This window comes from Nonomuraea sp. NPDC049378 (assembly GCF_055586745.1).
In genome coordinates, this window is the sequence record NZ_JBVJHP010000008.1 from 372,303 (window position 1) to 394,639 (window position 22,337).

At 72.2% G+C, this 22,337-nt stretch carries 21 protein-coding genes; 11 read left to right on the forward strand and 10 right to left on the reverse strand.

Going from position 1 to position 22,337, the window contains the following annotated elements; genetic code table 11:
• Nucleotides 1-6 precede the first annotated feature (6 nt).
• The 3 genes from ACZ6SA_RS20005 to ACZ6SA_RS20015 form a co-directional block, all read right to left on the reverse strand.
• The gene (locus ACZ6SA_RS20005; RefSeq protein ID WP_465829468.1) at nt 7-456 is read right to left on the reverse strand and encodes a hypothetical protein; all 450 of its coding nucleotides are present in this window, start codon (nt 454-456) and stop codon (nt 7-9) included.
• Nucleotides 453-977, reverse strand: coding sequence for a hypothetical protein (locus ACZ6SA_RS20010; protein ID WP_465829470.1), 525 nt, complete (start codon nt 975-977; stop codon nt 453-455). Before ACZ6SA_RS20010 ends, ACZ6SA_RS20005 begins: the two co-directional genes overlap by 4 nt.
• Before the next feature lie 145 nt (nt 978-1,122).
• Nucleotides 1,123-1,614: a hypothetical protein gene (locus ACZ6SA_RS20015; RefSeq protein ID WP_465829472.1), complete on the reverse strand. Its 492-nt coding sequence runs from the start codon at nt 1,612-1,614 to the stop codon at nt 1,123-1,125.
• A 277-nt stretch (nt 1,615-1,891) separates the two neighbouring features.
• On the opposite strand from ACZ6SA_RS20015, the gene ACZ6SA_RS20020 reads away from it, so the two are divergent.
• Nucleotides 1,892-2,926: a Glu/Leu/Phe/Val family dehydrogenase gene (locus ACZ6SA_RS20020; protein ID WP_443153470.1), complete on the forward strand. Its 1,035-nt coding sequence runs from the start codon at nt 1,892-1,894 to the stop codon at nt 2,924-2,926.
• 4 nt (nt 2,927-2,930) lie between these two features.
• On the opposite strand, the gene ACZ6SA_RS20025 is transcribed toward ACZ6SA_RS20020, so the two are convergent.
• Entirely contained in the window at nt 2,931-3,965 is a 1,035-nt protein-coding gene (locus tag ACZ6SA_RS20025; protein ID WP_465829474.1) for a hypothetical protein, read from the reverse strand.
• A 23-nt stretch (nt 3,966-3,988) separates the two neighbouring features.
• On the opposite strand from ACZ6SA_RS20025, the gene ACZ6SA_RS20030 reads away from it, so the two are divergent.
• From ACZ6SA_RS20030 to ACZ6SA_RS20065, 8 genes are all read left to right on the forward strand, one after another.
• Entirely contained in the window at nt 3,989-4,441 is a 453-nt protein-coding gene (locus ACZ6SA_RS20030; RefSeq protein ID WP_347647741.1) for a MarR family winged helix-turn-helix transcriptional regulator, read from the forward strand.
• The gene (locus tag ACZ6SA_RS20035) at nt 4,438-5,232 is read left to right on the forward strand and encodes an SDR family oxidoreductase (protein ID WP_465829477.1); all 795 of its coding nucleotides are present in this window, start codon (nt 4,438-4,440) and stop codon (nt 5,230-5,232) included. Before ACZ6SA_RS20030 ends, ACZ6SA_RS20035 begins: the two co-directional genes overlap by 4 nt.
• A 124-nt stretch (nt 5,233-5,356) precedes the next feature.
• Complete coding sequence (locus tag ACZ6SA_RS20040; RefSeq protein ID WP_347647739.1) at nt 5,357-6,481, forward strand: sensor histidine kinase; 1,125 nt, start codon at nt 5,357-5,359, stop codon at nt 6,479-6,481.
• Nucleotides 6,474-7,592, forward strand: coding sequence for a hypothetical protein (locus tag ACZ6SA_RS20045; protein WP_347647738.1), 1,119 nt, complete (start codon nt 6,474-6,476; stop codon nt 7,590-7,592). The genes ACZ6SA_RS20040 and ACZ6SA_RS20045 overlap by 8 nt, the downstream gene beginning before the upstream one ends.
• The gene (locus ACZ6SA_RS20050; RefSeq protein WP_347647737.1) at nt 7,562-8,251 is read left to right on the forward strand and encodes a response regulator transcription factor; all 690 of its coding nucleotides are present in this window, start codon (nt 7,562-7,564) and stop codon (nt 8,249-8,251) included. Before ACZ6SA_RS20045 ends, ACZ6SA_RS20050 begins: the two co-directional genes overlap by 31 nt.
• A 177-nt stretch (nt 8,252-8,428) precedes the next feature.
• Nucleotides 8,429-9,802: an alanine/glycine:cation symporter family protein gene (locus ACZ6SA_RS20055; protein WP_347647736.1), complete on the forward strand. Its 1,374-nt coding sequence runs from the start codon at nt 8,429-8,431 to the stop codon at nt 9,800-9,802.
• A 42-nt stretch (nt 9,803-9,844) separates the two neighbouring features.
• Entirely contained in the window at nt 9,845-10,444 is a 600-nt protein-coding gene (locus ACZ6SA_RS20060; RefSeq protein ID WP_465829481.1) for a DinB family protein, read from the forward strand.
• A gap of 253 nt (nt 10,445-10,697) precedes the next feature.
• A complete protein-coding gene (locus ACZ6SA_RS20065) occupies nt 10,698-12,308 on the forward strand; it encodes an ABC-F family ATP-binding cassette domain-containing protein (RefSeq protein ID WP_465829532.1) in 1,611 nt (536 codons plus the stop codon).
• 15 nt (nt 12,309-12,323) lie between these two features.
• On the opposite strand, the gene ACZ6SA_RS20070 is transcribed toward ACZ6SA_RS20065, so the two are convergent.
• From ACZ6SA_RS20070 to ACZ6SA_RS20080, 3 genes are read right to left on the reverse strand one after another with little or no spacing between them, the layout of a single operon-like run.
• On the reverse strand, nt 12,324-14,249 hold the full coding sequence (locus ACZ6SA_RS20070) for a hypothetical protein (protein WP_465829483.1): 1,926 nt from the start codon (nt 14,247-14,249) through the stop codon (nt 12,324-12,326).
• On the reverse strand, nt 14,237-15,235 hold the full coding sequence (locus ACZ6SA_RS20075) for a hypothetical protein (protein WP_347647733.1): 999 nt from the start codon (nt 15,233-15,235) through the stop codon (nt 14,237-14,239). Before ACZ6SA_RS20075 ends, ACZ6SA_RS20070 begins: the two co-directional genes overlap by 13 nt.
• A complete protein-coding gene (locus ACZ6SA_RS20080; protein ID WP_465829485.1) occupies nt 15,222-16,655 on the reverse strand; it encodes a hypothetical protein in 1,434 nt (477 codons plus the stop codon). Before ACZ6SA_RS20080 ends, ACZ6SA_RS20075 begins: the two co-directional genes overlap by 14 nt.
• Nucleotides 16,656-16,947: 292 nt before the next feature.
• On the opposite strand from ACZ6SA_RS20080, the gene ACZ6SA_RS20085 reads away from it, so the two are divergent.
• The gene (locus ACZ6SA_RS20085) at nt 16,948-18,288 is read left to right on the forward strand and encodes a DUF4407 domain-containing protein (RefSeq protein ID WP_465829534.1); all 1,341 of its coding nucleotides are present in this window, start codon (nt 16,948-16,950) and stop codon (nt 18,286-18,288) included.
• Nucleotides 18,278-19,768, forward strand: coding sequence for a serine/threonine-protein kinase (locus ACZ6SA_RS20090; RefSeq protein ID WP_465829487.1), 1,491 nt, complete (start codon nt 18,278-18,280; stop codon nt 19,766-19,768). Before ACZ6SA_RS20085 ends, ACZ6SA_RS20090 begins: the two co-directional genes overlap by 11 nt.
• 182 nt (nt 19,769-19,950) lie before the next feature.
• On the opposite strand, the gene ACZ6SA_RS20095 is transcribed toward ACZ6SA_RS20090, so the two are convergent.
• The 3 genes from ACZ6SA_RS20095 to ACZ6SA_RS20105 all read right to left on the reverse strand — a co-directional run bounded on the left by ACZ6SA_RS20095 (nt 19,951) and on the right by ACZ6SA_RS20105 (nt 22,293).
• Entirely contained in the window at nt 19,951-20,856 is a 906-nt protein-coding gene (locus ACZ6SA_RS20095; RefSeq protein WP_465829489.1) for a class I SAM-dependent methyltransferase, read from the reverse strand.
• Nucleotides 20,857-21,055: 199 nt separating this feature from the next.
• On the reverse strand, nt 21,056-21,712 hold the full coding sequence (locus tag ACZ6SA_RS20100) for a TetR/AcrR family transcriptional regulator (protein ID WP_465829491.1): 657 nt from the start codon (nt 21,710-21,712) through the stop codon (nt 21,056-21,058).
• The gene (locus tag ACZ6SA_RS20105; protein ID WP_347647727.1) at nt 21,709-22,293 is read right to left on the reverse strand and encodes a TetR/AcrR family transcriptional regulator; all 585 of its coding nucleotides are present in this window, start codon (nt 22,291-22,293) and stop codon (nt 21,709-21,711) included. The genes ACZ6SA_RS20100 and ACZ6SA_RS20105 overlap by 4 nt, the downstream gene beginning before the upstream one ends.
• Nucleotides 22,294-22,337: the final 44 nt, after the last annotated feature.

The window sequence follows — 22,337 nt, forward strand, 5'->3', positions numbered from 1 at the left end:
CCTCCGTCATCGTCGTGGGCGGGGCCGGAAGCCCGGCACGATCCTGCTGATCAGCCAGGCCGCCGCGCCGACGGCCGCGCCGACCGTGAGCCCGGTCACCAGGCTGCTGCCCAGCGAGAAGGCCCGGAGCACCAGCCCTTCCGCGGCGGGGGAGAGCGCGCCGGCGAGGTTGCCGCCCAGGTGGGGAGGGTCGCCGCCGAAGGCTCGTGCCCAAAATAGCTGATGGGCCAGACCCAGCAGGACACCGTAGGCGGCCCCCACGGCGAGCAGCGTCACGAACGGGTTGGGCACCCGCTTCCAGAGCACCACCGCCGCCCAGACGGCGATCGGGACGAACACCAGCAGCGCGTTGCCCACCGGGCCGACGAGCTTCAGGTCGTGGGCGACCACGCGTGGCACGCCGAGCAGCGCGAGCCCCCACACGGCCCAGACCGTGATGCCGAGCCGGGCCGTCACGACGAGCCTCCCACGGGCGCGGCGGCGGCCAGGGCACGGCCGCGGTGCAGACGCCACAGGCCGGTGAAGGCCAGGGTGGCGGTCACCGCGCTCATCGCCAGCCGCCCCCAGTGGCCGGTCTCGAACTCCAGCGCCGTCTGCCGCAACACCTCCGCGGAATGGACCGCGGCGCCCTCCTCGAACATGATGTCGTTACGCGGCCAGAAGTAGAGCGCCGAGAACAGGAACTCGCCCAGCAGCAGTGACAGCAGGCTCCCGCCGGCCCACAGCCGGGTGTCGCGCACCGGCCAGGCCAGCGCCAGGGCGGCCACCGAGGCGACCACGGTCACCGCGCCCATCGGCGGGAAGAAGTCCGCGGGGCCGGTCACCACGAAGAACTCCATCGACTCCGCGAGCGAGGCGGGCACGTCGTGGAAGACGTTCGGATAGATGACGACCGTCTCCACGGCGATGCCGCCGAACGCCACCATGGCGATCCAGACGTACACGGTGAGGACGGCGGGGGTGAGGCGTTGTCGCATCGGGCTCACTTCGGTGGTCGGAGGCGCGGACCTGGTCAGGTCCAGGACCCGGTCAGGTTACGAACCGGGCCTCCCGCCCGTCGTCCGCCTCCAAGCCCTCCCGACGTACGCGTTTCGACGTATCAGCCCAGGCGGCGGGGCCCCGTCACCCGGGGGTGAGGCGCAGGACAGCGCGGTCGCCGGAAAGGTGGGTGAGGTCGAGCCGCAGGTCGTTGACGCGGCCCGTCTCGCCGGGGGAGAGCACCAGGTCGCCCTCGTCGCGGCAGCGGCCGTTGACGCAGTTGCTGCTGATGCTGGCCTGCATGCCCTGGACGCTCAGCCTCCCCGTCGAGCCCCTGAGCGTGATCCGCGCTCCGTCCGGCTGCAGGGCGCCGATGGTCAGCTGCCGCACCCCGAACCGCCCGTCGATGGTGAGCTCGTCGCCGGCCCGGATCTCGACCTCGCAGTCGGCGTCCTCGCACGACGACAGCTCGCGCCCGTCGGCGGCCTGGAGTCCGGCGGGCGTCTCCTCCGGGCTCGCGGCGGGTGCGCTGGGTGAGGCGGGGAGGCGCGCCGCCGGCGTGGTGGGCGTGGCGGCGCAGCCGCTGACCACGATCAGCAGGAAGGCGGTGGCGGCGGGCCGGGCGAGGATCGGCATGACGCTCCTAGTCAGGTCGTGGGCTCATCGGGCAGGCGGTCTTTCCCCATGGAGAAGATAACCCTCCGAGACGATCCGAATCCGGACGGCGACGGATCGGCGTGGCACGTCGGCGCGTACGACCATTCGGTCGGTGCCGGCGGCCCACGCGGCCGGGAATCTCGCGCTTGGCCGGAGAATCGGCAGATCTCCAGCCGATCGTTCGGTCTATATGGCGGTCCTGTGACAAAAGGTCGATTCTTGATCGCGGTGACCAACCATTCGGAAGGGGCAGCACATGCCGGATTTCCAGCACGAACACGTCGTGGTCCGCTCCGGCAGCCGGTCCGGCCTGCCGGTGATCATCGCGGTGCACTCGACGAAGCTCGGCCAGGCGGTCGGCGGATGCCGCGTCTGGCGCTACGCCGACTGGCGTGACGGGCTCGCCGACGCGCTGCGACTGTCGGCCGCGATGACCGCCAAGTGCGCCGTGGCCGGGCTGGCGAACGGCGGCGGCAAGACCGTCGTCGCCCTGCCCGCGGACGCCGACCTGGACGCGGCGACGCGCCGGATGGTGCTGCACGACGTCGCGGACGCGATCACGTCCCTGTCCGGCACGTACGCGACCGGCCCCGACGTCGGGACGACCCCCGAGGACATGGCCGTCATCGGGGAACGGACCCCGTACGTGTTCTGCAAACCCGAACGGCACGGCGGCAGCGGCGGCTCCTCGGAGGCCACCGCGCTCGGCACGCTGGCGGCCCTGCGCGCCGTGCGCCGGCGGCTGCACGGCACGGCGGCGTTCACGGGCGCGCGGCTGGCGGTCGTGGGACTGGGCAGCGTCGGCATGCGGCTGGCCCGCCTGCTCGCCGCCGAGGGGGCCGAGCTCGTGGTCGCCGACATCGACCCGGCCAGGCGGCAGGAGAGCGACGCGCTCGGCGCCACCTGGGTCTCGCCCGAGGAGGCGCTCACCGCGGAGGTCGACATCGTCGTTCCCGCGGCGCTCGGCGGCGTGCTCACCGCGGACGTCGTACCCGATCTGCGCTGCGCCGCCGTCGCGGGACCGGCCAACAACCAGCTCGCCACGGAGCACGTGGCGGATCTGCTGCACCGGCGCGGCATCGCGTGGGTGCCCGACCACGTCGTCAGCGCGGGCGGCGTGATCAACACGCTCGCCGTGGAGCTGCACCACGAGAGCGCCGACGAGGCTCATAAGCGGGTCGAGGCGATCGAGCACACCGTCGCCGACCTCCTGCACACGGCCGCACTCCAGCGGGTGACCCCCGCCCAGGCCGCGACTGAGCTGGCCCGCCTCCGCCTGGCCTCCGCCTGAGGCGTTACGGACGCGGGGACGCCGGGCCGCGGATGAGCCGGGCGACGCGCAGTCCCGCCCAGAGCAGCAGGGCCAGCACGCCGACGAGCACGTACTCGATGGCCGGGATCCTGATCGCCTCGCCGGCGCCGCCGAGGAGGTCGCCGCGCAGGGCGTACACGACCATGAGGGAGACCGCGTAGCAGGCGGCCAGCAGCAGGCGCACGGCGCGCGAGAGCCCCAGCCCGTGCATCTGGGTGATCAGGAAGACGCCGAGGAAGCCGAACAGGAACATCGGCCACATCCCGTCGGGGCCTGAGGTCATGACGGCCACGAGGGTGCCGTGCACCACGACCGTCAGCTCCAGCGTCAGCGTCCACCAGCGGTTGGTGTGGGCGCGGGTGAGGAACAGGCTGCCCTGCAGCAGCAGGAGGAACATGTAGAAGAAGCCGACCAGGTGGCCGCTGGTGGCCTCCGCCGGGTGGTACCAGAAGGTGTACACCGCCGCCCAGCTGAACAGGTAGCCGTGATAGCGGCGGGCGAAGTCGACGACCTCCCGGCCGAGGGGCGCGGGCCTGCCGAGGAACAGGCCGCGGCGGCGGTTCTCCATGAGCAGGACGACGACCAGGAGGAGCACCACGGAGCCCTGGGAGCTGTAGATCGACACGTCCTGGGCCAGGCCGTCGTAGAAGAGGTGGGTCTGCAGCGTGTGCAGGGCGACGAAGCCGGTGTTGACGGCCAGGGCGACGACGTTGACCGGGTGCAGCCCGGCTGCGTGGCGGCGCACCCTGGTCTGCGCGTAGAAGATCATCCACCAGAACGCGATCTGGTGGGCGGCGTATCCCGTCCAGGCCGACAGCCTGGTCCACACGGTGGGCTCGGGCAGTTTCCAGTAGTACCAGGAGGCGCCCTGGTCGGGCAGGAGCGTGATGCCGTGCAGTCGCTGGCCGAACAGCCAGATCAGGCCGGTCAGCACGGCGCTGGCCGCCACCCCGGCCGCCAGCGCCGTGCCCGGCCGCACCGTGCTCAGCGCGTGCTTCGTGCCGTAAGGTATTTCCACCATCGAAATATATAGGGAGGGTTGTGAGCCCTTACGAGGTGATGGTGCTGATTCGCCGGCTCAACGTGGAGAGCGACCGATTCGTCGAGGGCTTCGCCGTGGCCCACCGGCTGCACCGCACCGACCTGAACGCCCTGGTGGAGATCCATGACGCGCACCACGCCGGTCATGCGCTCTCGCCCGGCGAGCTGGGCGCGAAGCTCAACCTCAGCGCGCCCGCCACCACGGCCCTCATCGACCGGCTGGAGCAGGCCGGCCATGCCGGACGCCGGCGCAGCGCCACCGACGGCCGCAAGGTCGAGGTCGTCATCACCGAGCGCGCGGTCGAGCTGGCGCGCACGTTCTTCGCCCCGCTGGGGCGCCACCTCACCGCCGTGGTCGAGGAGTTCGGCCCGGAGGAGCGGGAGACCATCGGCAGGTTCCTCACCCGCGGCATCGAGGCCACCGTGGCGGCCCGGGGGGACCACGGGGCATGAAGAAGATCGTGATCACCGGGGGCACCCGCGGCCTCGGGCGCGGCCTGGCCCGCGCGCTGCTGGAGCAGGGCCACCAGGTGGTGGTGTGCGGCACCACCCAGGCCGGCGTCGCCGCGGTCACCGCCGAGCTCGGCGTGCCCGCCCTCGTGGCGGACGTCACCGACCGCCCCCAGGTCCAGGCGCTCTGGGACGAGGCCGTACGCCGCTTCGGCCGCGTCGACATCTGGGTCAACAACGCCGGGGTGCCCCACCATCGCCTCCCGCTGTGGCGGCTGCCCGAGCCCGAGGCGCGCACGGTGGTGGAGGTCAACCTGCTCGGCGTGCTGAACGGGTGCGCCGTCGCGGCGGCGGGGATGGCGGCGCGGGGCGGCGGCCACATCTGGAACATGGAGGGCCTGGGCAGCGACGGCCGCATCGTGCCCGGCCTCGGCGTCTACGGCGCCTCCAAGCGCGCAGTCACCTACCTGACCAGGGCCCTGGCCAAGGAGGCTCCCGACGGGGTGACGGCGGGCCTGCTCAGCCCGGGCATGGTGGTCACCGACCTGCTGACGTACGGCTACTCGGGCGACGACTTGGGCGGCGATTCCGGCGGCGACTCGGAGGCGGCGCGGGGGCGCGCCTCTGAGATCTTCGCGATCCTGGCCGATCCGGTCGACACCGTGGCGCCGTGGCTGGCACGGCGCGTCGTCAGCCGGGCGAAGAACGGCGCCCACGTCCGCCGGCTGACGACCGCCAAGATCGCCTACCGGTTCGCCAGGGCGCCCTTCGCCAGGCGGTGTCCCCGGAAGTGACGGGTTCCGGACACCAGCGTTGATCAAGTAACGGCCTGACTCGTTAGGCTGCGTGGGTCGCACGTCGCCCATCGGATCACCGGCGGGCCCCCGCAGGCGGCGAAGGATCGATGCGAGGTGACGGTTGGCTGGCGAGGCGGCGCGGCTGCTGGAGCACTTCGGCCGCCGCTACGCGGCCGCGGTGCGCCTGGCCACGATCGCGCCGATCGTCGCCATCGCCCTGTTCCGCGCCCCGCCCGAGAACGTCGCGGCCACCGCGGTGGCGGCCGCCGCCGCGGCGGCGTGGACCTGCGGCTACGCATGGTGGTTACGCGCGGGACGCGGGCACGCGGCGGTCGCCCTCGACGTGGTCGTCCTGCTGGGCCTGTACACGAGCATCTTCCTGACCGACGCCGTCGAGGACCGTAACACCGGGTGGCTGCGGCTGCTGATCACGTTCGCCTGCGTGACGTGCCAGTGGCACGCCCCGCCGCTCGTGGGAGGCCTCGCGGCGGTGGCGACAGCGGGCGGGGCGGTGGCCTTCCTCACGGTGGCGGGAGCGGCCCAGGTGGACAACACGCTGGTCACGGGGACGGTGTGGGCGCTACCGGCCGCCGGGCTGTCCAGAGCGGCCTGGGTGCTCGTCCACCGCGCCGCGGAACGCGCGGACCGGATGGCCGCAGAGGCCGAACGGGCACGCGCCGAGTCTCAGGTGGCCGAGGCGGTCAGGGCCGAGGAACGCGAGCTCGGCAACTCGCTGCACGACACGGCGGCCACGACCCTGCTGATGGTCGGCATCGGGCAGGTGCGCTCGGACGCGGAGTGGCTGGCCCCGCAGGCGAGCCGCGACCTCGACAGGCTCCGCTCCGACAACGGGCGCGCCCCCCTGCACGCCGACCTCGTCGAGCTGCTGAGCGACGACCTCGATTCCGTGCAGCTGACCGTGGACCTCGACACCCCGGCGGAGCTACGGCTGCCGTTCGAGGTGGCCAGGGCGATCGCCGACGCGGCCAGGGAGTCACTCACCAACGTACGCCGCCACGCGGGCACGACCAGGGCGGCCGTCCGGCTGAGCGGCGACGCGCGGTCGCTGCGGCTCGACATCGCCGACCAGGGCAGGGGATTCTCGCCATCGCAGGTGCCCGCCACCCGGCGCGGCCTGCGCGAGTCCGTACGAGGCAGGATGAGCCGCATCGGCGGCACGGCCACGATCACCTCCGCCGAGGGGGAGGGTACCCTCGTCCGGCTGGAATGGCGTGCCGATGGGTGACGCCGCCGAGGAGATGACGCGGACGCAGCTACGGCGGGGCCTGCGGGTCGCGACGCTGCTCGTCGTCCTGGTGACGGTGTGCGGGCAGGGGCTGGCCAACCTCCTGCGCCACCTGGACGACTACACCTCGCCGCTCGCGCAGCTGGCCGCTTTCGCGGTGCTCGCCGCCGTGCTCGCCGGCGAGGCCGTCCTGCTCGTCCGGAGGCGACCGTGGGGACGGCTGCGCCGGGCCGCCATCGCCGCCGTGCTCGCCGCGTCCGTCCTGTCGTACGTGACCCTCCCGGAGGGGCGAACCTCCACCGGCACCGACTGGATGTTCGGCGCCGCCGCCTGGGTGGGCCTCGTCGTGCTGCTCGACCGTCCGCTGCGGGTCGCCGTCGCGTTCCTGCTCGCCCACGACCTGACCGCCCTGGTGCACCTGCTCGCGGTCGACCCCAACCGGGGAGACCTGGCCCGCTTCGCCACCGGCTCGGTGACCGTGGTCGGCCTCCCCCTGTGCGTGGCCGTGGTGGCGGCCGTATTCGCCTCGCTGAGCGCGGCCTCGGCGGCCTCCCAGCGGGAGATCGAGCGGGTACGCGTCGCCGAGGCGGTCGCGGCGGAATCCCACCGCCGCAGGCAGCAGCGGCTCGCCGAGCTGTCGGCGACCACGGTCCCGCTGCTGGAAGGGCTCGCCGACGGCTCGCTCAGCCCCGAGGCCCCGGCGATCCAGCGGCGCTGCGCGATCGAGGCCGGCCGGATGCGCAGGCTGTTCGCCGAGACCGACACCGTGGCCAACCCCCTGCTGCACGAGCTGCGGCACTGCGCTGACGTCGCGGACCGCAAGGGCGTCGTGGTGGAGCTGGACGCGCGGGGGCAGTGGCCGACGCCGCCCGTGGCCGTCCGGCGTGACCTCACCGAGCCGGTGCTGAGCGTGCTCGCCACCGCCTCCTCCCGGGCCAGGATCGCGGTCGTCGGCGGCGCGGACCTGGTGTCGGTGAGCGTCGTCGCGGACAGCGGCGAGGTGGATCTGCCGGACCCGGTGACGCCGGGAGTGCACGTCGAGACGTTGAACGCCGACAACACGGTATGGATGGAGGTCCGATGGCAGCCGAGCCCGCAGCCGGCGAGCTGATCACCGTGGTGATCGTCGACGATCACGTGGCCATCGCCGCGGGCGTGCGCTTCTGGTGTTCCCAGGCCGTGCCGCCGATCGAGCTCGTCGACGCCGGCGACCGGCTCGCCGACGTGTGGACCGGCCCCGGAGCCGACGCCGACGTCGTGATCTTCGATCTGGAGCTGGTGCCGCGCAGGCCGGACTTCGGCGAGCTGCGCAGGCTCGTCGACAACGGCCGCCGCGTGATCGTGTACTCCCAGCACGTCGACGACGCGATCGCGATCAAGTGCGTCGACCTCGGCGCGCTCGCCTACCTGACTAAGCGCGAGGGCCCCGACCACCTGTTGCCCGCCATCCGGGCGGCCGCGAAGGGCGAGCCCTACACCGCGCCGTCGCTGTCCGGGGCGCTCATCGCCGACGACGCTCCCGGCCGGCCGCGCCTGTCCCAGCGCGAGACCGAGGTGCTGCGGGCGTGGTTCGTGGCCTCGTCCAAGGAACTCGTCGCCGCGAAGCTCAACATCACCGTCAAGACCGTCGACACCTACATCGCACGCGTACGGGTGAAGTACGCCAACGTGGGGCGGGCCGCCCGCACCAAGAGCGAGCTCGTCGGCCGCGCCCTCGACGACGGGCTCATCACGCTCGCCGAGCTCAACGAGACGGCGACCTCCCTGTAGGGCCTCCACGGACGTCGGCGCCTCGCCGTCCACTGACCACCGCCAGGGCACGCAGGCTCTCCGCCCGGCGTGTCCAGCGAGCTGCGAGCCCTTGACCTGCGTGAACATGGTGGGAAGGTTGCTGTTCCCGTGACAGGGAACGGGACGCCCTTCACATGCGAGCGTGAGGAGCTTGGGGTGCAAGACCTACTGTCCGCGATCTCGGACTTCGTCTGGGGGCCGTTCCTGCTGATCCCCCTGCTCCTGCTGACGGGCCTCTACCTCACGATCGTGCTGCGCGGCCTGCAGTTCCACAAGCTCTTCTACGCCCTGTGGCTCGCGCTCATCCGGCGCAAGGAAGCCGAGGGCGTGGGCGACATCTCCCACTACCAGGCCCTGTCGACGGCCCTGGCGGCCACCGTGGGCGTCGGCAACATCGCGGGCGTCGCCACGGCCATCCACCTCGGCGGCCCCGGCGCCCTGTTCTGGATGTGGGTGACCGGGCTGCTCGGCATGGCGACGAAATACTCCGAGGCGTTCCTCGGCGTGCGCTTCCGTCGTGCCGACGCGAAGGGAGAGCAGAGCGGCGGCCCGATGTTCTACCTGACCTACGGGGTGGGCGGGAAGTTCGGCGCGATCCTGGGCGTGCTGTTCGCCGTCTTCGGCGCGCTCGCGGCGTTCGGCATCGGCAACATGGTGCAGTCCAACAGCGTGGCCGACGCGATCAACTCGCAGTGGGGTGTTCCCATGTGGCTGACCGGCGCGATCATCACGGTGCTCGCCGCGGTCGTCATCCTGGGCGGAATCAAGAGCATCGGCGCGGTGACCAGCGCCTTCGTCCCCGTGATGATCGTCTTCTACATCCTCGGCGCCCTGTGGATCATCATCGCCAACCTCGGCAACCTGCCCGAGGCGCTGGCCCTCGTCTTCGCCGACGCGTTCACCGGCACCGCGGCCGGCGGCGGGTTCGCCGGCGCGGGCGTCCTGCTGGCCATCCGGTACGGCGTCGCCCGCGGCATCTTCTCGAACGAGTCGGGTCTCGGCACCGGCGGCATCGCCGCGGCGGCGGCCAAGACGAACGAGCCCGTGCGGCAGGCGCTCGTGTCGATGACCCAGACGTTCATCGACACGCTGATCGTGGTCAGCATGACCGGCCTGGCCATCGTCGTCACCGGCGTATGGCGCAGCGGCGAGACCGGCGCGCCGCTCACCACCTCGGCCTTCAGCCACGGGCTGCCCGGCCAGTGGGGAGGCATCGTCGTGACGATCGGCCTGGTCTTCTTCGCGTTCTCCACGCTGCTCGGCTGGGCCTATTACGGCGAGCGCTGCATGGACCGGCTCTTCGGCAGGGGAGCGGTGGTGCCGTACCGGTTGGTGTTCATCATGCTGATCTTCGTCGGCACGGTGCTGGAACTGCAGACCGTGTGGACGTTCTCCGACATCATGAACGGTCTCATGGCGCTGCCCAACCTCATCGGCCTGCTCCTGCTCTCCGGGCTCGTCGTCCGGGAGACCCGCGCGTACTTCAACCGTCCCGACTGGGACAAGGTGCCGGCCGTCGAGCCGCGGTGAACACGTGTGCGCGCTGCCGGTGCCGGCTGCCAGGATGCACGCATGACTGATCTCGAACTGAAGTCGGACCTGAGCTTCTACCTGCAGCGTGCCCGCGAGGCCCTGCTGTGGAAGCTCGACGGCCTGTCCGACCACGACGTCCGCCGCCCGCTGACGCCCACCGGCACCAACCTGCTGGGGCTGGTCAAGCACGTCGCCGGCACGGAGGCGGGCTATCTCGGCGACGTCTTCGGCCGGCCGTTCCCCGAGCCGTTGCCGTGGATGGCGGAGGACGCCGAGCCCAACGCCGACATGTGGGCGAGCGCGGACGAGCCGCGCGAGGACATCGTGGGCCTCTATCACCGGGTGTGGGCCCACTCCGACGCGACGATCGACGCGCTGGCGCTCGACGCGGCCGGAGAGGTGCCGTGGTGGGCGGAGGGGCGTCGCAAGGTGACGCTGCACCGGATCATCACGCACATGATCGTCGAGACCAACCGGCACGCCGGCCACGCCGACATCGTCCGCGAGCTGATCGACGGTGCCGCCGGGATGCAGCAGGGCAACGACAACCTGCCGCGGGGCGACCGGGCGTGGTGGGAGGCCTACCGCGGCCGGCTGGAGCAGGTCGCGCGGGAGGCGGGCCAGCGGTCCGCCGGGTGAGGTGAGGCGGCGGCGCCCGCTGAACCGGCGGCTCACATACCGCTGCGCCCGCCGGGCCGACGGCCGTTATAGTGGACACGTGCAATATCTGTTCTTCCTCTGAGGACGACGACGCCGGCCGCCGTTGCCGACCCGGTTCTGCCCTGATCGACGGGCCCGGGCGCGGCCGGATCCCTCCGTCGTCAGCTCTCGTCTCTCACCGGGCGCCCGCCTGCGCGCGAGCCCGGTCCTTGGAGGAAGCGTGTCCACCGCCATGTCCCTACCGGCTCGTGCGCGGGCCCATCTCAGCGCCACCGACGTGCGTCTCGCGCGCGGTGGCAGGCCGGTCCTGACCGGCGTCAACCTCACCGTCTCTCCCGGTGACCGCCTGGGCGTGGTCGGCGAGAACGGCCGCGGCAAGACCACCCTGCTGCACGTCCTCGCCGGCGCCCTGACCCCCGACTCCGGCTCGGTCAGCCGGGTCGGCACCGTCGGCGTCGCCGACCAGGAACTGCCCATCGGCGACGACCGCACGGTCGGCGACCTGATCGACGTCGAGCTCGCGCAGGTGCGGGCCGTGCTCCGCGCGTTCGACGCGGCGACGCGCGCCCTGGAGGAGGAACGTCCTGGCGCCGAGCAGGACTACGCCGACGCGCTCGCCGCCGCGGAGTCCCTCGGCGCGTGGGACGCCGACCGCCGCGTCGACGTCTCGCTCGCCGCGCTCGGCGCCGTCAGCGACCGGGACCGGCCGCTGGCGGGCCTGTCCGTCGGGCAGCGTTACCGGGTCAGGCTCGCCGGCCTGCTGGGCGCCGGGCACGACCTGCTGCTCCTGGACGAGCCGACCAACCATCTCGACGCGAGCGGCCTCGACCACCTGACCGCCCGGCTGCGCGCCCATCCGGGCGGGGTCGTGCTGGTCAGCCACGACCGCGCGCTGCTGGCCGACGTCGTCACCTCGGTGCTCGACCTCGACCCGACCAGCGACGGGCTGCCCCGTACGTACGGTGGCGGCTACGACGGCTACCGCGAGGGCCACCGCGCGGAACGCGAACGCTGGGAGCTCGCCTACCGCGACCAGGAGAACGAGCGCCAGAGGCTCGCGCAGGATCTGTCCGCCGCCCAGAACCGCCTGTCCACCGGATGGCGGCCCGACAAGGGGACCGGCAAGCACACGCGCGCCACCCGGGCGCCCGCGCTGGTGCGGGCCGTACACCGGCGGCGGGAGGCGCTGGAGTCGCACGTGCTCGACGTGCCGAAGCCGCCGCTGCGCTTCCAGATGCCGCGCCTGGAGGCGACGCCGGGAGCCACGCTGCTGCGGGCCGACGACGTCACGGTGGCCGGAAGGTTGCGGGCGCCCCTGTCGGTGCATCTGCGCGCCGGTGACCGTCTCGTGGTGACCGGGCCCAACGGCGCGGGAAAGTCGACGCTGCTCGCCGTGCTCGCCGAGACGCTGGCGCCCGGCTCCGGGACCGTGCAGCGCAAGCGGGGCGCCCGCGTCGGCCTGCTCGCCCAGGAGTCACCGCCGCCGTCGCGGCGGCGGGCCTTCGAGGTGTACGAGGCCGCGGTCGGCCGGCTCGTCAGCTCCGGCGTGCTGCGCGAGGGTGACCAGGTCGGGCTCACGCAGCTGGGGCTGCTGCCGTCCGAAGCCGCGCACCGGCCGGTGCACGAGCTGTCGGTCGGCCAGCAACGCCGGCTCGACCTGGCCGTCCTGCTGGCCGCGCGGCCCCAGGTCGTCCTGCTCGACGAGCCGACCAACCACCTGTCCATGGCGCTGGTCGAAGAGCTGACCGAGGCGCTGTCCGTGACGGCCGCCGCGGTGGTCCTGGCCACCCACGACCGCAGGCTGCTGCGCGACACCGTCACCTGGCCGCGGCTGCGGATCTGAGAGCCCGCGGGCGGTTCAGAGCCACAACCACAGGGCGAGCGCGGCGGCGGCGACGAGGACGATCGAGGTCCCGGCGAGGGCCTTGCCGAGCGTGGAAACCGGCGCCAGCCGGCCCAGGCCGGTGCGCCGGCCGTGGCGCGCCGTCCGGCCGTCGCCGCCGCCGTCCCGCGAGAGCATCCGGTCGAGGCCGGCCTTGACGGCGTCGGCGACGGGGGTCCCGGTCATGCTCAGCTCGCGCATCGTGCCGCCGGCCATGGTGTGGAGCAGGGCCGGGGCCGTTCCCGGCGCACCGAGCGTCATGATCGCGAGCAGGAACGTCCGGGGCGGGCTGTCCAGGTCCGCCAGGATCTCCTTGATGTCGGCCGACGTCAGATAGCGGCGATGGCCCACCCAGAGCACGTCCTGGTAGCGGAGCACGCTCTCCTCGGCCGCGCAGATGGAGCTGATCGCCTCGATGAGGTAGCGGTGGCGCGCCAGCGCGTACCTGACGGCCTCCATGCCCCGCGGATCGGTGGGCAGCGCGCGGCGGTCCGCCTCGGTGATCACTATCTCCAGCACCTTGCGATTGCGGGACCGGACGGCGACGTGGCACAGCTCGTCCTCCGACATGACGGCGAGCACCTTGTGCAGGTGCTCGGAGCCCTGGAGGCAGGCGATGAGCAACCTGCCCGACGGAGCGCTCGCGGGCAGGAGCTTGCTCATCGCGGCGAGCAGCGCCGGGGAGAGTCCGTGCTCCAGGCGGTGCTGGCCGCCCAGATCGACCAGCATCTCCTCCACGTCCGCCGCGTGCATCGGCGCCGCGTACAGCAACCGCAGCAGGATCTCGAAGAAGTCGCGGACGGCGGCCGAACCGCTCAGCCTCTCCGGCGGGCGGATCGGGTTCGCCCTGATGAACACCCGGTACGTCTTGCGGTCCTGGTCCGTCACCCGGTCGCGCGCCCGCTCCGCCAGCTGCACGTTGAGCGCGCCGAGCCGCTGCTCCTCGGCGTGCGCGATGCTCTCGCGGCACTGGTGCAGCAGCTGCTCCACCGAGGGCCTCGGCGGGCGCACGACGGACTGCCCTCCGTACGCCGCGACCCCGTCGGAGGCATGGCCGCGCAGCAGCCTGGACGCCGCCGCGCGGTCGGACACGTCGTCGAAGTCGCGCGGCTCCACCAGGGTTCCGAGCCACCCCACCAGGTCGCGGAGGTCGTCACCCTGATACCGCTCGAGCTCCTTCTCGTAGAGCAGCGCCTGGGGCGGGAACGACGCCGGGCGGTCATCCGCCTCCCAGGGCAGCTCCCACGCGCCGTGGGTGGGCGGCACCTCGGCGAAGGAGAGCCGGATCCGGTGCCGGGAGGCGCTGTTGGTCCAGGTCGAGACCGCCAGCGTGTGGCGGAACCCGTACGGGAGGAGCGCGGCCACGGCGTCGAGGAAGTCCAGCCGCCCTTCCGGCGGGAGGTGGCCGGCCCGCACCACGCAGACGGGCCGCCCGGTGAGCAGGAGCGCAGCCGCCCGCCGCGCCGTGCCGTTCACCTGGGCGGCGAGGTGCCGCTCGTCGTAGGCGGCGAGGGAGAGCCGGAAGGGCGCGTCGCCGGAGAAGTCCTCCCCGGCCAGCGCTTCGTACAGGGCGCGGTACGACGCCGCGCTCCGGCCCGCGACCACGTCCGCCCAGCGCACGCAGACGTAGTACGTCATCGCGTACGGGCGGTGGAAGCCGTCCTGGGAGTCGGGCTCCCTCTGCAGGGACAACCCCAGCCACGGCTCGCCGCCCGCGGCGAAGTAGCTGGTCGCCACGCGGGGCAGGGCCTTGGGCTCCATGGTGCCGGAGGTGAACGCCTTGAGCCACATGCCGAACTCCGCGTTGGAGATCGCCCCCGCGCTGCAGCGGATCACGCCGTAGTCGTCGAGGCTCTCCGGCGTCTTGCCGAGGATCGCCCAGTGGGCGGTCAGCCGTCCCATCGCCTGCTCCCGATCGCGCCGGGCCGGAGCATCCGGCCGAGCCAGAGCACGGGCTCCATGACGTTCATGGGGCGGATGGCGCCCCTGATCGTCAGCCCGCCGCCGGCGTTGTCGATGACGTTCAGGTAGTCGTCCGGGTCGAAGCGGCCGAGATCCTCGTCGATGAACAGCCCTACCGACGACGTCACGAAGTATCTGATGCGGTCCTTGTGGAAGAACGCCTCGATCAGGTCGAGGATCATCTCCGTGTTGTGGTCGTGGGCCTCGTGGCACAGCAGCCGGAAGAAGTCGCGGACGCGGTCAGGGGGCACGTGGGGGATGCGCAGTTCGTCGGTGGGGTCCCGCTCCGTGAACCCTCCCTCCATCGCGATCCGCAGCACCCGGGGGTCGTCGTACTTGGTGATGCAGACCGCGATGTGGTGGGGCAGCTTGCCGTCCTCGTACTCGTCGCCGACGAGCATCCGGCCGGCGACCTCGTGCAGCGCGGCGTCCAGGTGCTTGAACGCGTCGCCCACCCGGGCCTCACGGTCGGGGTCGAACATGTAGATCAGCCCGCGGCTCTTGACGAGGCTGTCGACCAGGGCCTTCTTGTCGATGTTCGACTCCGACTCGGCGAACAGGTCGCCTCGGAGGTCGAGGAAGTCGAGCTTGATCTTCGGCGCCCTCGCCGCGCGCGCCGTCCACGGCCACCACCATCGCCGGCGTGTCTCCGCCGGACCGATGATCATCCAGCTGTAGTGGGTGAGGGCCTCGGTGGGGGCGGGGAACGTACGCGCCTGCAGCAGCGTGTTGCGCAGTTTCGCCAGCTCTGTCCGCGACACCGCGTTCTCGCCGATGAGCCTCCAGCCGGCGTCACGGGACTTGTTCAGCGCGATGCTCAGCGCCGCCAGGAAGGCGGTCTTGCCGCTGCCCGAGGCTCCCCACATCGCGATGTCGGGCTCCCGGCCGCGCTCGGGGTCGTCAGGGACGGAGTCAGTGTCGGCCACCGCTGTCCTCACTTTGGGAGACGAAGGGAAGGGAGAGCACTCTCGCCGGCTCGGTCACCAGGCCGAGCCGGACCGCGAGCTCTTCCGCGTTGACCGCGTCCACCTGGAACAACGCGGTCGCGCCGAGCCGGTGCCAGGGCGACGTGGAGGTGGCCGGCGGGCTGTCGCAGATGACCGCGCTCCGGAGGCCGTGGCGCTGCTCCATCTCGCGCAGCAGCGCCAGCCAGTCGTGCCGCGCGGGACAGGCCGGCACCCGGTCGAGGCCGGACCGAGGAGGGTGCGGGGGCCGCGCCCCGATGGTGAGCAGCGCCGTGCGCGTGCCCTCCGTCTGCTGGATCAGCCGGGTGCGCACCTCCGCGAGCACGTCCTCGACCTGGGCGGCGTTCGGGTAGGTCGGCGCGGTGGGCCGCAGGAACTCGAGGGCGGCGCGGGCCTGCGCCGTGGACGCCGACCAGGCGGCGACGGCCGGCCTGCTGCGGTCCGCGCGCCTCGTGTCGTACACGTGGGTGCCGTACCCCATGACGGACACCTTGAGCTGCCGCAGGTCGGGGCAGCGTTCGGCGAGGAGGTCGATGACGTAGCCGGCCCAGTGGCAGCGGGCCTCGAACTCCTCCCTCGTGCCCGCCGTCTCGATGGCGCACACCAGGTGCGCGGGCCGGGGCGGGCGCTGGAGCCGCTCCGGCAGCGTGGCCACGATCTCCTCCCACGGGCGCGTGTCCGGCCGGAGCCCGGGGACCTCGGGGAAGCGGACCAGGCCGGGGCGTTCCAGCACTGCCCGCAGCGGGTGCCGCCCCGGCGGGAGCGGCGCGTGGTCGGCCGACACCAGCCCCGACGGCCGGAGCGGGCCCGACCAGGCGGAGACGGCGAGCACCATGCCGCCCGCGTCGGTGCACGTGACGGTCACGTGGGCCTCGTCGCCGGGCTGCGCGCCGGCGCCGAAGAGCCGCCGGCCCACGAGTTCGAGCCTGCCGTCCTCAGCGCGTTCCCTGGCCACGATCAGGTCGTACGTCTGGCGCAGGGGTGCCCCGGCGGTCAGCTCGCCGAGCAGCTCGCCGACCTTCACCCCCGGCGCCTCGATGAGCCGGGCCGAGGGGCGCCACCGCAGCAGCGCGCGCACCGCGGCCTCCTGCTCGTGCCCGCCGGCGGAGCGCGCGATCACCACGGGATCGGCCTCGTCGGCGGAGACGAGATCGCGGGCGACACGGAGCACCGCGTCGAAGACCTCGTCGCCCGAGGCGGTCAGGGTGGACCACTTGGCGGAGGCTCTGCGCGTGTGGTGGGCCGTGCCGACCTCGTCGGCGCGGACCTCGAAGACACGTATGCCGGCGGCGTCGATCTCCACGACGGCCAGCCGTTCCCTGAATGAGACGATCAGATCGGCGAGCTCGCCACGCAACCCGCCCTCTGCGAAATGGTGCAAGAATCTCCCCGCCCGTTTCAAGACCCTGTTCGGCGATTAACCTTGTTCAACACATTGGCGAAATATGTAGTTGATCATAGTTTGTCCGTTTTCTGGTAGTTTGAGACGGGCTGGTGGATCAGGCTCCTGAGTGAGCCGACATTTATCCTCTTGTTATAAGTCATGATTGCCGGTTGTTTATGGTAGTCATGGGATTACTCACGGGATAGGTTGTGCGGCATCCTGTCCCTTTCCCCCGGGGTGGCGTGTGGTCGGTAGATGGTTGATCGTCCTGTCGGGTGCGCGTCCCGAAGTGCTGGACAGGTGCAGGGGAGAGCGCGCCAGATTCCACGGCATGGGTGGCGCCATCCTGACCACGGCCTGCGTCGCCGCCATCTCCATGACGTTCGCCCTCGCCTCGGCGCTCAAGGTGTTCACGCCGCTCGCCGTCCTCATCGGCCTCGTCTGGGGCGTGGCGATCCTGAGCCTCGACCGGTGGCTCGTCACGTCCCTGCCGGCCCAGGGCGGACGTCGCTTCTGGCTCGCCCTGCCCCGGGTGCTCCTCGCGCTGCTGCTCGGGGCCGTCATCTCCACGCCGCTGGTCCTGCAGATCTTCAAGCCTGAGATCGACGCCGAGATCGTCGACATCCAGCAGGAACGGACAGACGCGTTCACCCGCGCGCAGCAGGCGGGGGAGACCGGCCGGCGCATCGCCGAGCTGGAGAAGTCGGCCACGGCACTGGAAGCCGTGATCGTCTCACGCGGTGAGAGCCCGCTCGACCCCGCCGCCGACCCCCGCGTCCAGGAGCTGACCAAGTCGCGGGCCCAGGCCGTCAAGCAGCGCGACAAGGCCTACCAGGAATGGCAGTGCCAGCTGTACATCGGACCGCCCAAGTGCGCGAAGAAGGGCCGAGGTCCGCTCGCGAAGGCGGCGGAGGAGGCGTACATCACGGCCCGCGACCGGGCGAAGGACCTCGACGGGCAGATCGAGCAGCGCAGGCAGCAGCTCAGCGACACCCAGAAAGCGGGAAAGGCGAGCAGGCTGACCCAGGCGGAGCAGGACCTGCGCGCCGTGCAGGCCGAGCTGGACAAACTGACCGAGCAGCAGGCCGGGCTCCGGAACGGCTTCGCCCAGGAGATCACGGGGTCCGACGGCCTGATGTTGCGGCTGGAGGCGCTCAGCAGGGTCTCGCGGGACAACGCCACCCTCAGCACGGCGAGGCTCCTGCTGTTCCTGTTCATCCTGCTCATCGAGTGCCTGCCGATCCTCGTCAAGCTCATGCAGCGGCCTGGCAGCTACGACACGATCGTGGCGGCGCTGGAGAAGCAGGAGGTCAACGACGCCATCGACCAGATCAACGAGGCCGACAGGCGGCTCGCGCGCGGCGCCGGGCGGGACGGCCCGACCCGGCCGTACACCGCGGAGGATCCGCACACGGGCACTTTCCACGGCACCTCCCACGACACCTTCCGCGACGCCTCCCGTGACACCTTCCGCGACGCCGGCACCTCCTACCCGCCGCCGCGGCAGGAGGACAACGTGACCAGGAGTTTCGAGGACGAGGCCCTGCGCGAGCTCCGCGACGACCGCGCCGCACGGACGGCCGCGACCGGCGGGCGGGCCGGGTACGCCGGGCTGAACGATGATTGGTAGGCGCGTCGCCGGCCGGTTCGTCATCGAGGCGCCCCTGGGCAGCGGCGGCATGGGATGGGTCTGGCGTGGGCGTGACAGCAAGCTCGACCGGGTGGTGGCGCTCAAGCAGGTGCGCGCCGACGTCGGGCGCCTGCCGGAGCTGAGGGCGCGGGCCGAACGCGAGGCGCAGGCGCTGGCCAGGATCGACCACCCCGGCATCGTCCGCGTTCACGACGTGCTCGACGCCCCCGACGGCCCGTGGATCGTGATGGACTACGTCCAGGGCACCGTGCTCGGCGAGCTCATCAAACGAGCGCCGCTGTCCGAGCCCGCCGTGGCGCGCATCGGCGCCCAGGCGCTCCACGCGCTCGCCGCCGCGCACGCGGTAGGGGTGCTCCACCGCGACGTGAAGCCGGACAACATCCTGATCACCGCCTCCAGCTCGGTCGTCCTGGTCGACTTCGGGATCGCCACCATCGAGGGCCACGAGCGCATCACCATGCTCGGCCACGTGGTCGGCACCCCCGACTTCATCGCCCCCGAGCGCATACGCGGCACGCCGGTGGGCCCGGCGGCCGACCTGTGGTCGCTCGGGGCCACCCTCTACACGGCCCTGGAAGGACGCCCGCCGTTCCACAAGCGCACCGAGGAGGCCACCAGGTTCGCGATCCTCACCTCGCCCCCGGACCCGATGACCAGGGCGGTCCGGCTCAAGCCGGCCCTCGACCGGTTGCTCGCCAAGAGCCCGGCCAACCGGATGACCGCCGGTGAGCTGGCGCGGCACCTGGAAGGGGCCGCCAGGGGCGATCCCGGCTCCGGGCCGCGGCGGCCGTCGCGCGCTTCCACGGCAACGCCGCCCCATCCTGCCCGATCTTCCCGGCCGCCCGGGGCGGACGGGGCCGTACGGGCGAACGGCGGCGTTGCCGGCGGCAGGGGCGTCTCCGCAGGCGGGGGAGCAGGCGCCGGGGCGGCGGCGCGACGCGTACGCCGGACGCTGGCGGACGCCGGCGAAGCGGAGCGGGGTTCGATGGTCCTCGCCCTGCCCCCCGACGAGGCGGCGGTGCTGCTCGCCGAGCGGTACACGTTGTTCACGACCGCCGCGGTCGAGGAGATGTGCCGCCAGGCGGCGAAGAGCGCGACGATCCTCCAGATGCTGCTCCCGTCCCGCGCGGGCTGGCTGCTCGACCAGGTGCGCGACCCGCGCCTGGTGGCCAGGGTGGTCCTCGCGATGAACGCCCACCACCGCGGGCTCGTGCTGGGCCAGATGCACGACCGGCATTCGGCGGCGGCCATCGAGGCGATGGCCGACATCGACACCCGGCAGAGCGGCCTCGCCGTCGCCGCGATGCAGAAGGACCCGGCGGCTCAGGCGCTGAGCCGCCTTCCGCCCGCCACGATCGCCGGGTTGCTGGCGCAGACTCCGCCGTCCTGCCGCGCCGGCCTGGTGCCCTTGTTGCCGTCGGGGATCCGCGAGGACGTGGCGCGCCGGCTCGCTGGTTGAGGCGGTCGAGGAGCGGCCCGGCCGGAGGCGGGGGGCTGTTCGGCGAGGCGAGGTCCGGCCGGACGCGAGAGCCGGCCCGGCCGGGGTGGGGGCTGCCCGGCCGGGGATGACGGTGCTTCGGCTGGGGTGAGGGTGTGACCGGAGGCCGAGGCCATGGTGGCAGCGGCCTCCGGCCGGCGGGCTCAGCCGAGCAGGTGGTTCGTCGCGGAGGCGGTGTCAGGCGGGGCCAGGTCCTCCAGGATCTCGTCGATGGGCGCGATGGCGACGTCCTCGCTGGGGCGGGAGAGGAAGACGTTGACGTGATACTCGCCGTCCGCTTCCTTGCCCGTGGGGTCGAGGCCCTGCTCGGCCAGCGACCGCAGGGCGAACTCCCGCTCCAGGTCGTCGGCGAAGCGCCGCTGCGGGAAGGTGGCGCTGTCCAGTTGCTCCGTGATCAGCCCGTGGCGGGCGAGCGTGTCGGCCACGGGGGTGAAGTCGACCGTCCGCAGGCAGAGAGCGGCGAACCAGGGGCGGCGGTCGGGGGACGTGCAGTCGAGCAGGCGGTCGATCGACCGGTCGGTGATGTAGCCGATGCCGCCGGTGACCGTGATGAGGTCGGCCTCGCCGACGATCTGCGCCAGCTCGGGTGATGGGTCGTTCTGCTCCAGGTTGTCGGACGCCCCCGCGTCCAGCAGGCCCACGTGTACGGCGTAGTCGACGGCTGAGGAGGCGGTGTCCAGCCCGATCACCCGTGGAGCGGCCTGCCGTCGGCGGCTCCGGTAGAAGCTGCGGTCTTCGTCGGCGAGCGCTTCTGGGGCGAGGTGGGCCACCTGGTCGTCGGCGTAGTGGTCGTAGAGGTGGTCGAGCGTGAGGTCGCATTTCATCAGCGCCGCGTTCACGCCGTACGAGCAGCACAGGTCCACGACGGTCGGGGAGTCCACATCGAGCGCGTCGAGCACCTTGCGGAAGACGCGCTGCCCGTGGTGGGGGACGGCGTAGTCCAGGCTGCCGAGGCGGTCGTAGTACGCCCGGGGGTCTGGACGATCGTAGATGTCGTTGAAGTCGGCCTTTTCTAGCTTCCGGTCAGTGATCTGATCGTCGGCTCGCACACTCTGCCTTTCTTGGTGGCTGTGTCACTACAGGGACAAACGACCCGTTTAACGTATCACGTGTGATAAATCACGATTTAGTGGGATTTCCGTAGAGCGGAAGTCGGGAGGGGCGCACGCTCCCCGTCCAGGCGGCGGGAAGCCCGACGTGGTCGCGGAGCCGGGACGTGGGTGGTGGTGGCCGGCGTGGTCGCGAGGCCTACGTGGTGGTGCAGCCGGGGCGGTCCAGGCCGGCGGCGAGTTCGGCGATGGCGGCGTCGCACTGCTGACCCAGCAGGGCCGTGGCGGACGCGTGGTCCAGGCCCGCGGCCTGGTCGAGCCACCGGTCCAGGACGACGTGGAGCGCCGCAAGCACGGCGGCCGCGCACACGGCCGGATAGTAGCCGTCGCGGCCCGGGGGGTCGACGCGTTCGGCGATGGCCTCGGCGAAGGTCTCCTCCTGGGCGGCGAGCACGGCCAGTTGCTGCGGCATCAGTGATGGTTCGCGCCGGATGAGCCGCAGCGCTTCGATGTGGTCGTGGCTGACGGCGTCGCTCTCGTTGAGGACGATGAGCACCGCCTCGCGGAACGCCCGCAACACCGACTCCGTGCGCGGCCGGGCCCTGAACTGGGTGATGAGCTGCTCCGCGGCGGCCGACACGGGCGCCACCATGGCCTCTTCCTTGCTGGAGAAGTAGTTGAAGAAGGTCCGCAGCGCGATGTCGGCCTCGTCGGCGATCTGCTCGACCGTGACGTTGTCGACGCCGTGGCGCAGGGCCAGGCGCAGGGCGGCGTCGCGGAGCGCGGTCCTGGTGGCCTGCTTCTTGCGTTCGCGGCGGCCGGGGGCCGGCGTCGCCGCGCCGGTGCGCGCGCTCACGTCATCACGGCGCGCTTGACGCTCTCGCGCAACAGGGCGCGACGCTGCTCGTGCGCGTCGGGGGGTTCGTCGGCGGTCGCGGCGTAGACGTTGCTGACCGGCGACCAGGCCATGGACATCGCGATGACCAGGGCCATCACGTCGAACGGGTCGCCGGGTCGCACGGCCCCCGCGGCCTGAGCCTCGGCGATGGCGCTCAGCTTGCGCTCGTCGAGGCGGTCGGTGTCGTCGACGAGGTGGCCGGCGGGGCGCCGCTCCAGGCGCGCCCAGGTGGCCAGCCGGATGAGGTCGGGGCGGCGGAGATATTCGTCGTAGAGGCGCACGGCCCAGTCGGCGAGGTCGGTGGCGTCGATCGGGACGACGTTGGTGATCCGCTCGAGGGAACCGTAGAAGATGGCGTCGAACAACCCTTCCTTGCTGCCGAAATAGGCGTAGAGCTGCGCCTTGTTGGTGCGAGCTGCCGCGACGATCCGCTCGATGCGCGCCCCGGCGATGCCGTGCTCGGCGAACTCCCTGGTCGCCGCGTCGAGGATGCGGCCGCGGGTCGCGGCGCCGCGCGAGGTCAGGGGCGGGTCGGCCATGGCGCGAGCTTACCAAACAGAACAGTCGGTTTGCTCTGCGGGCA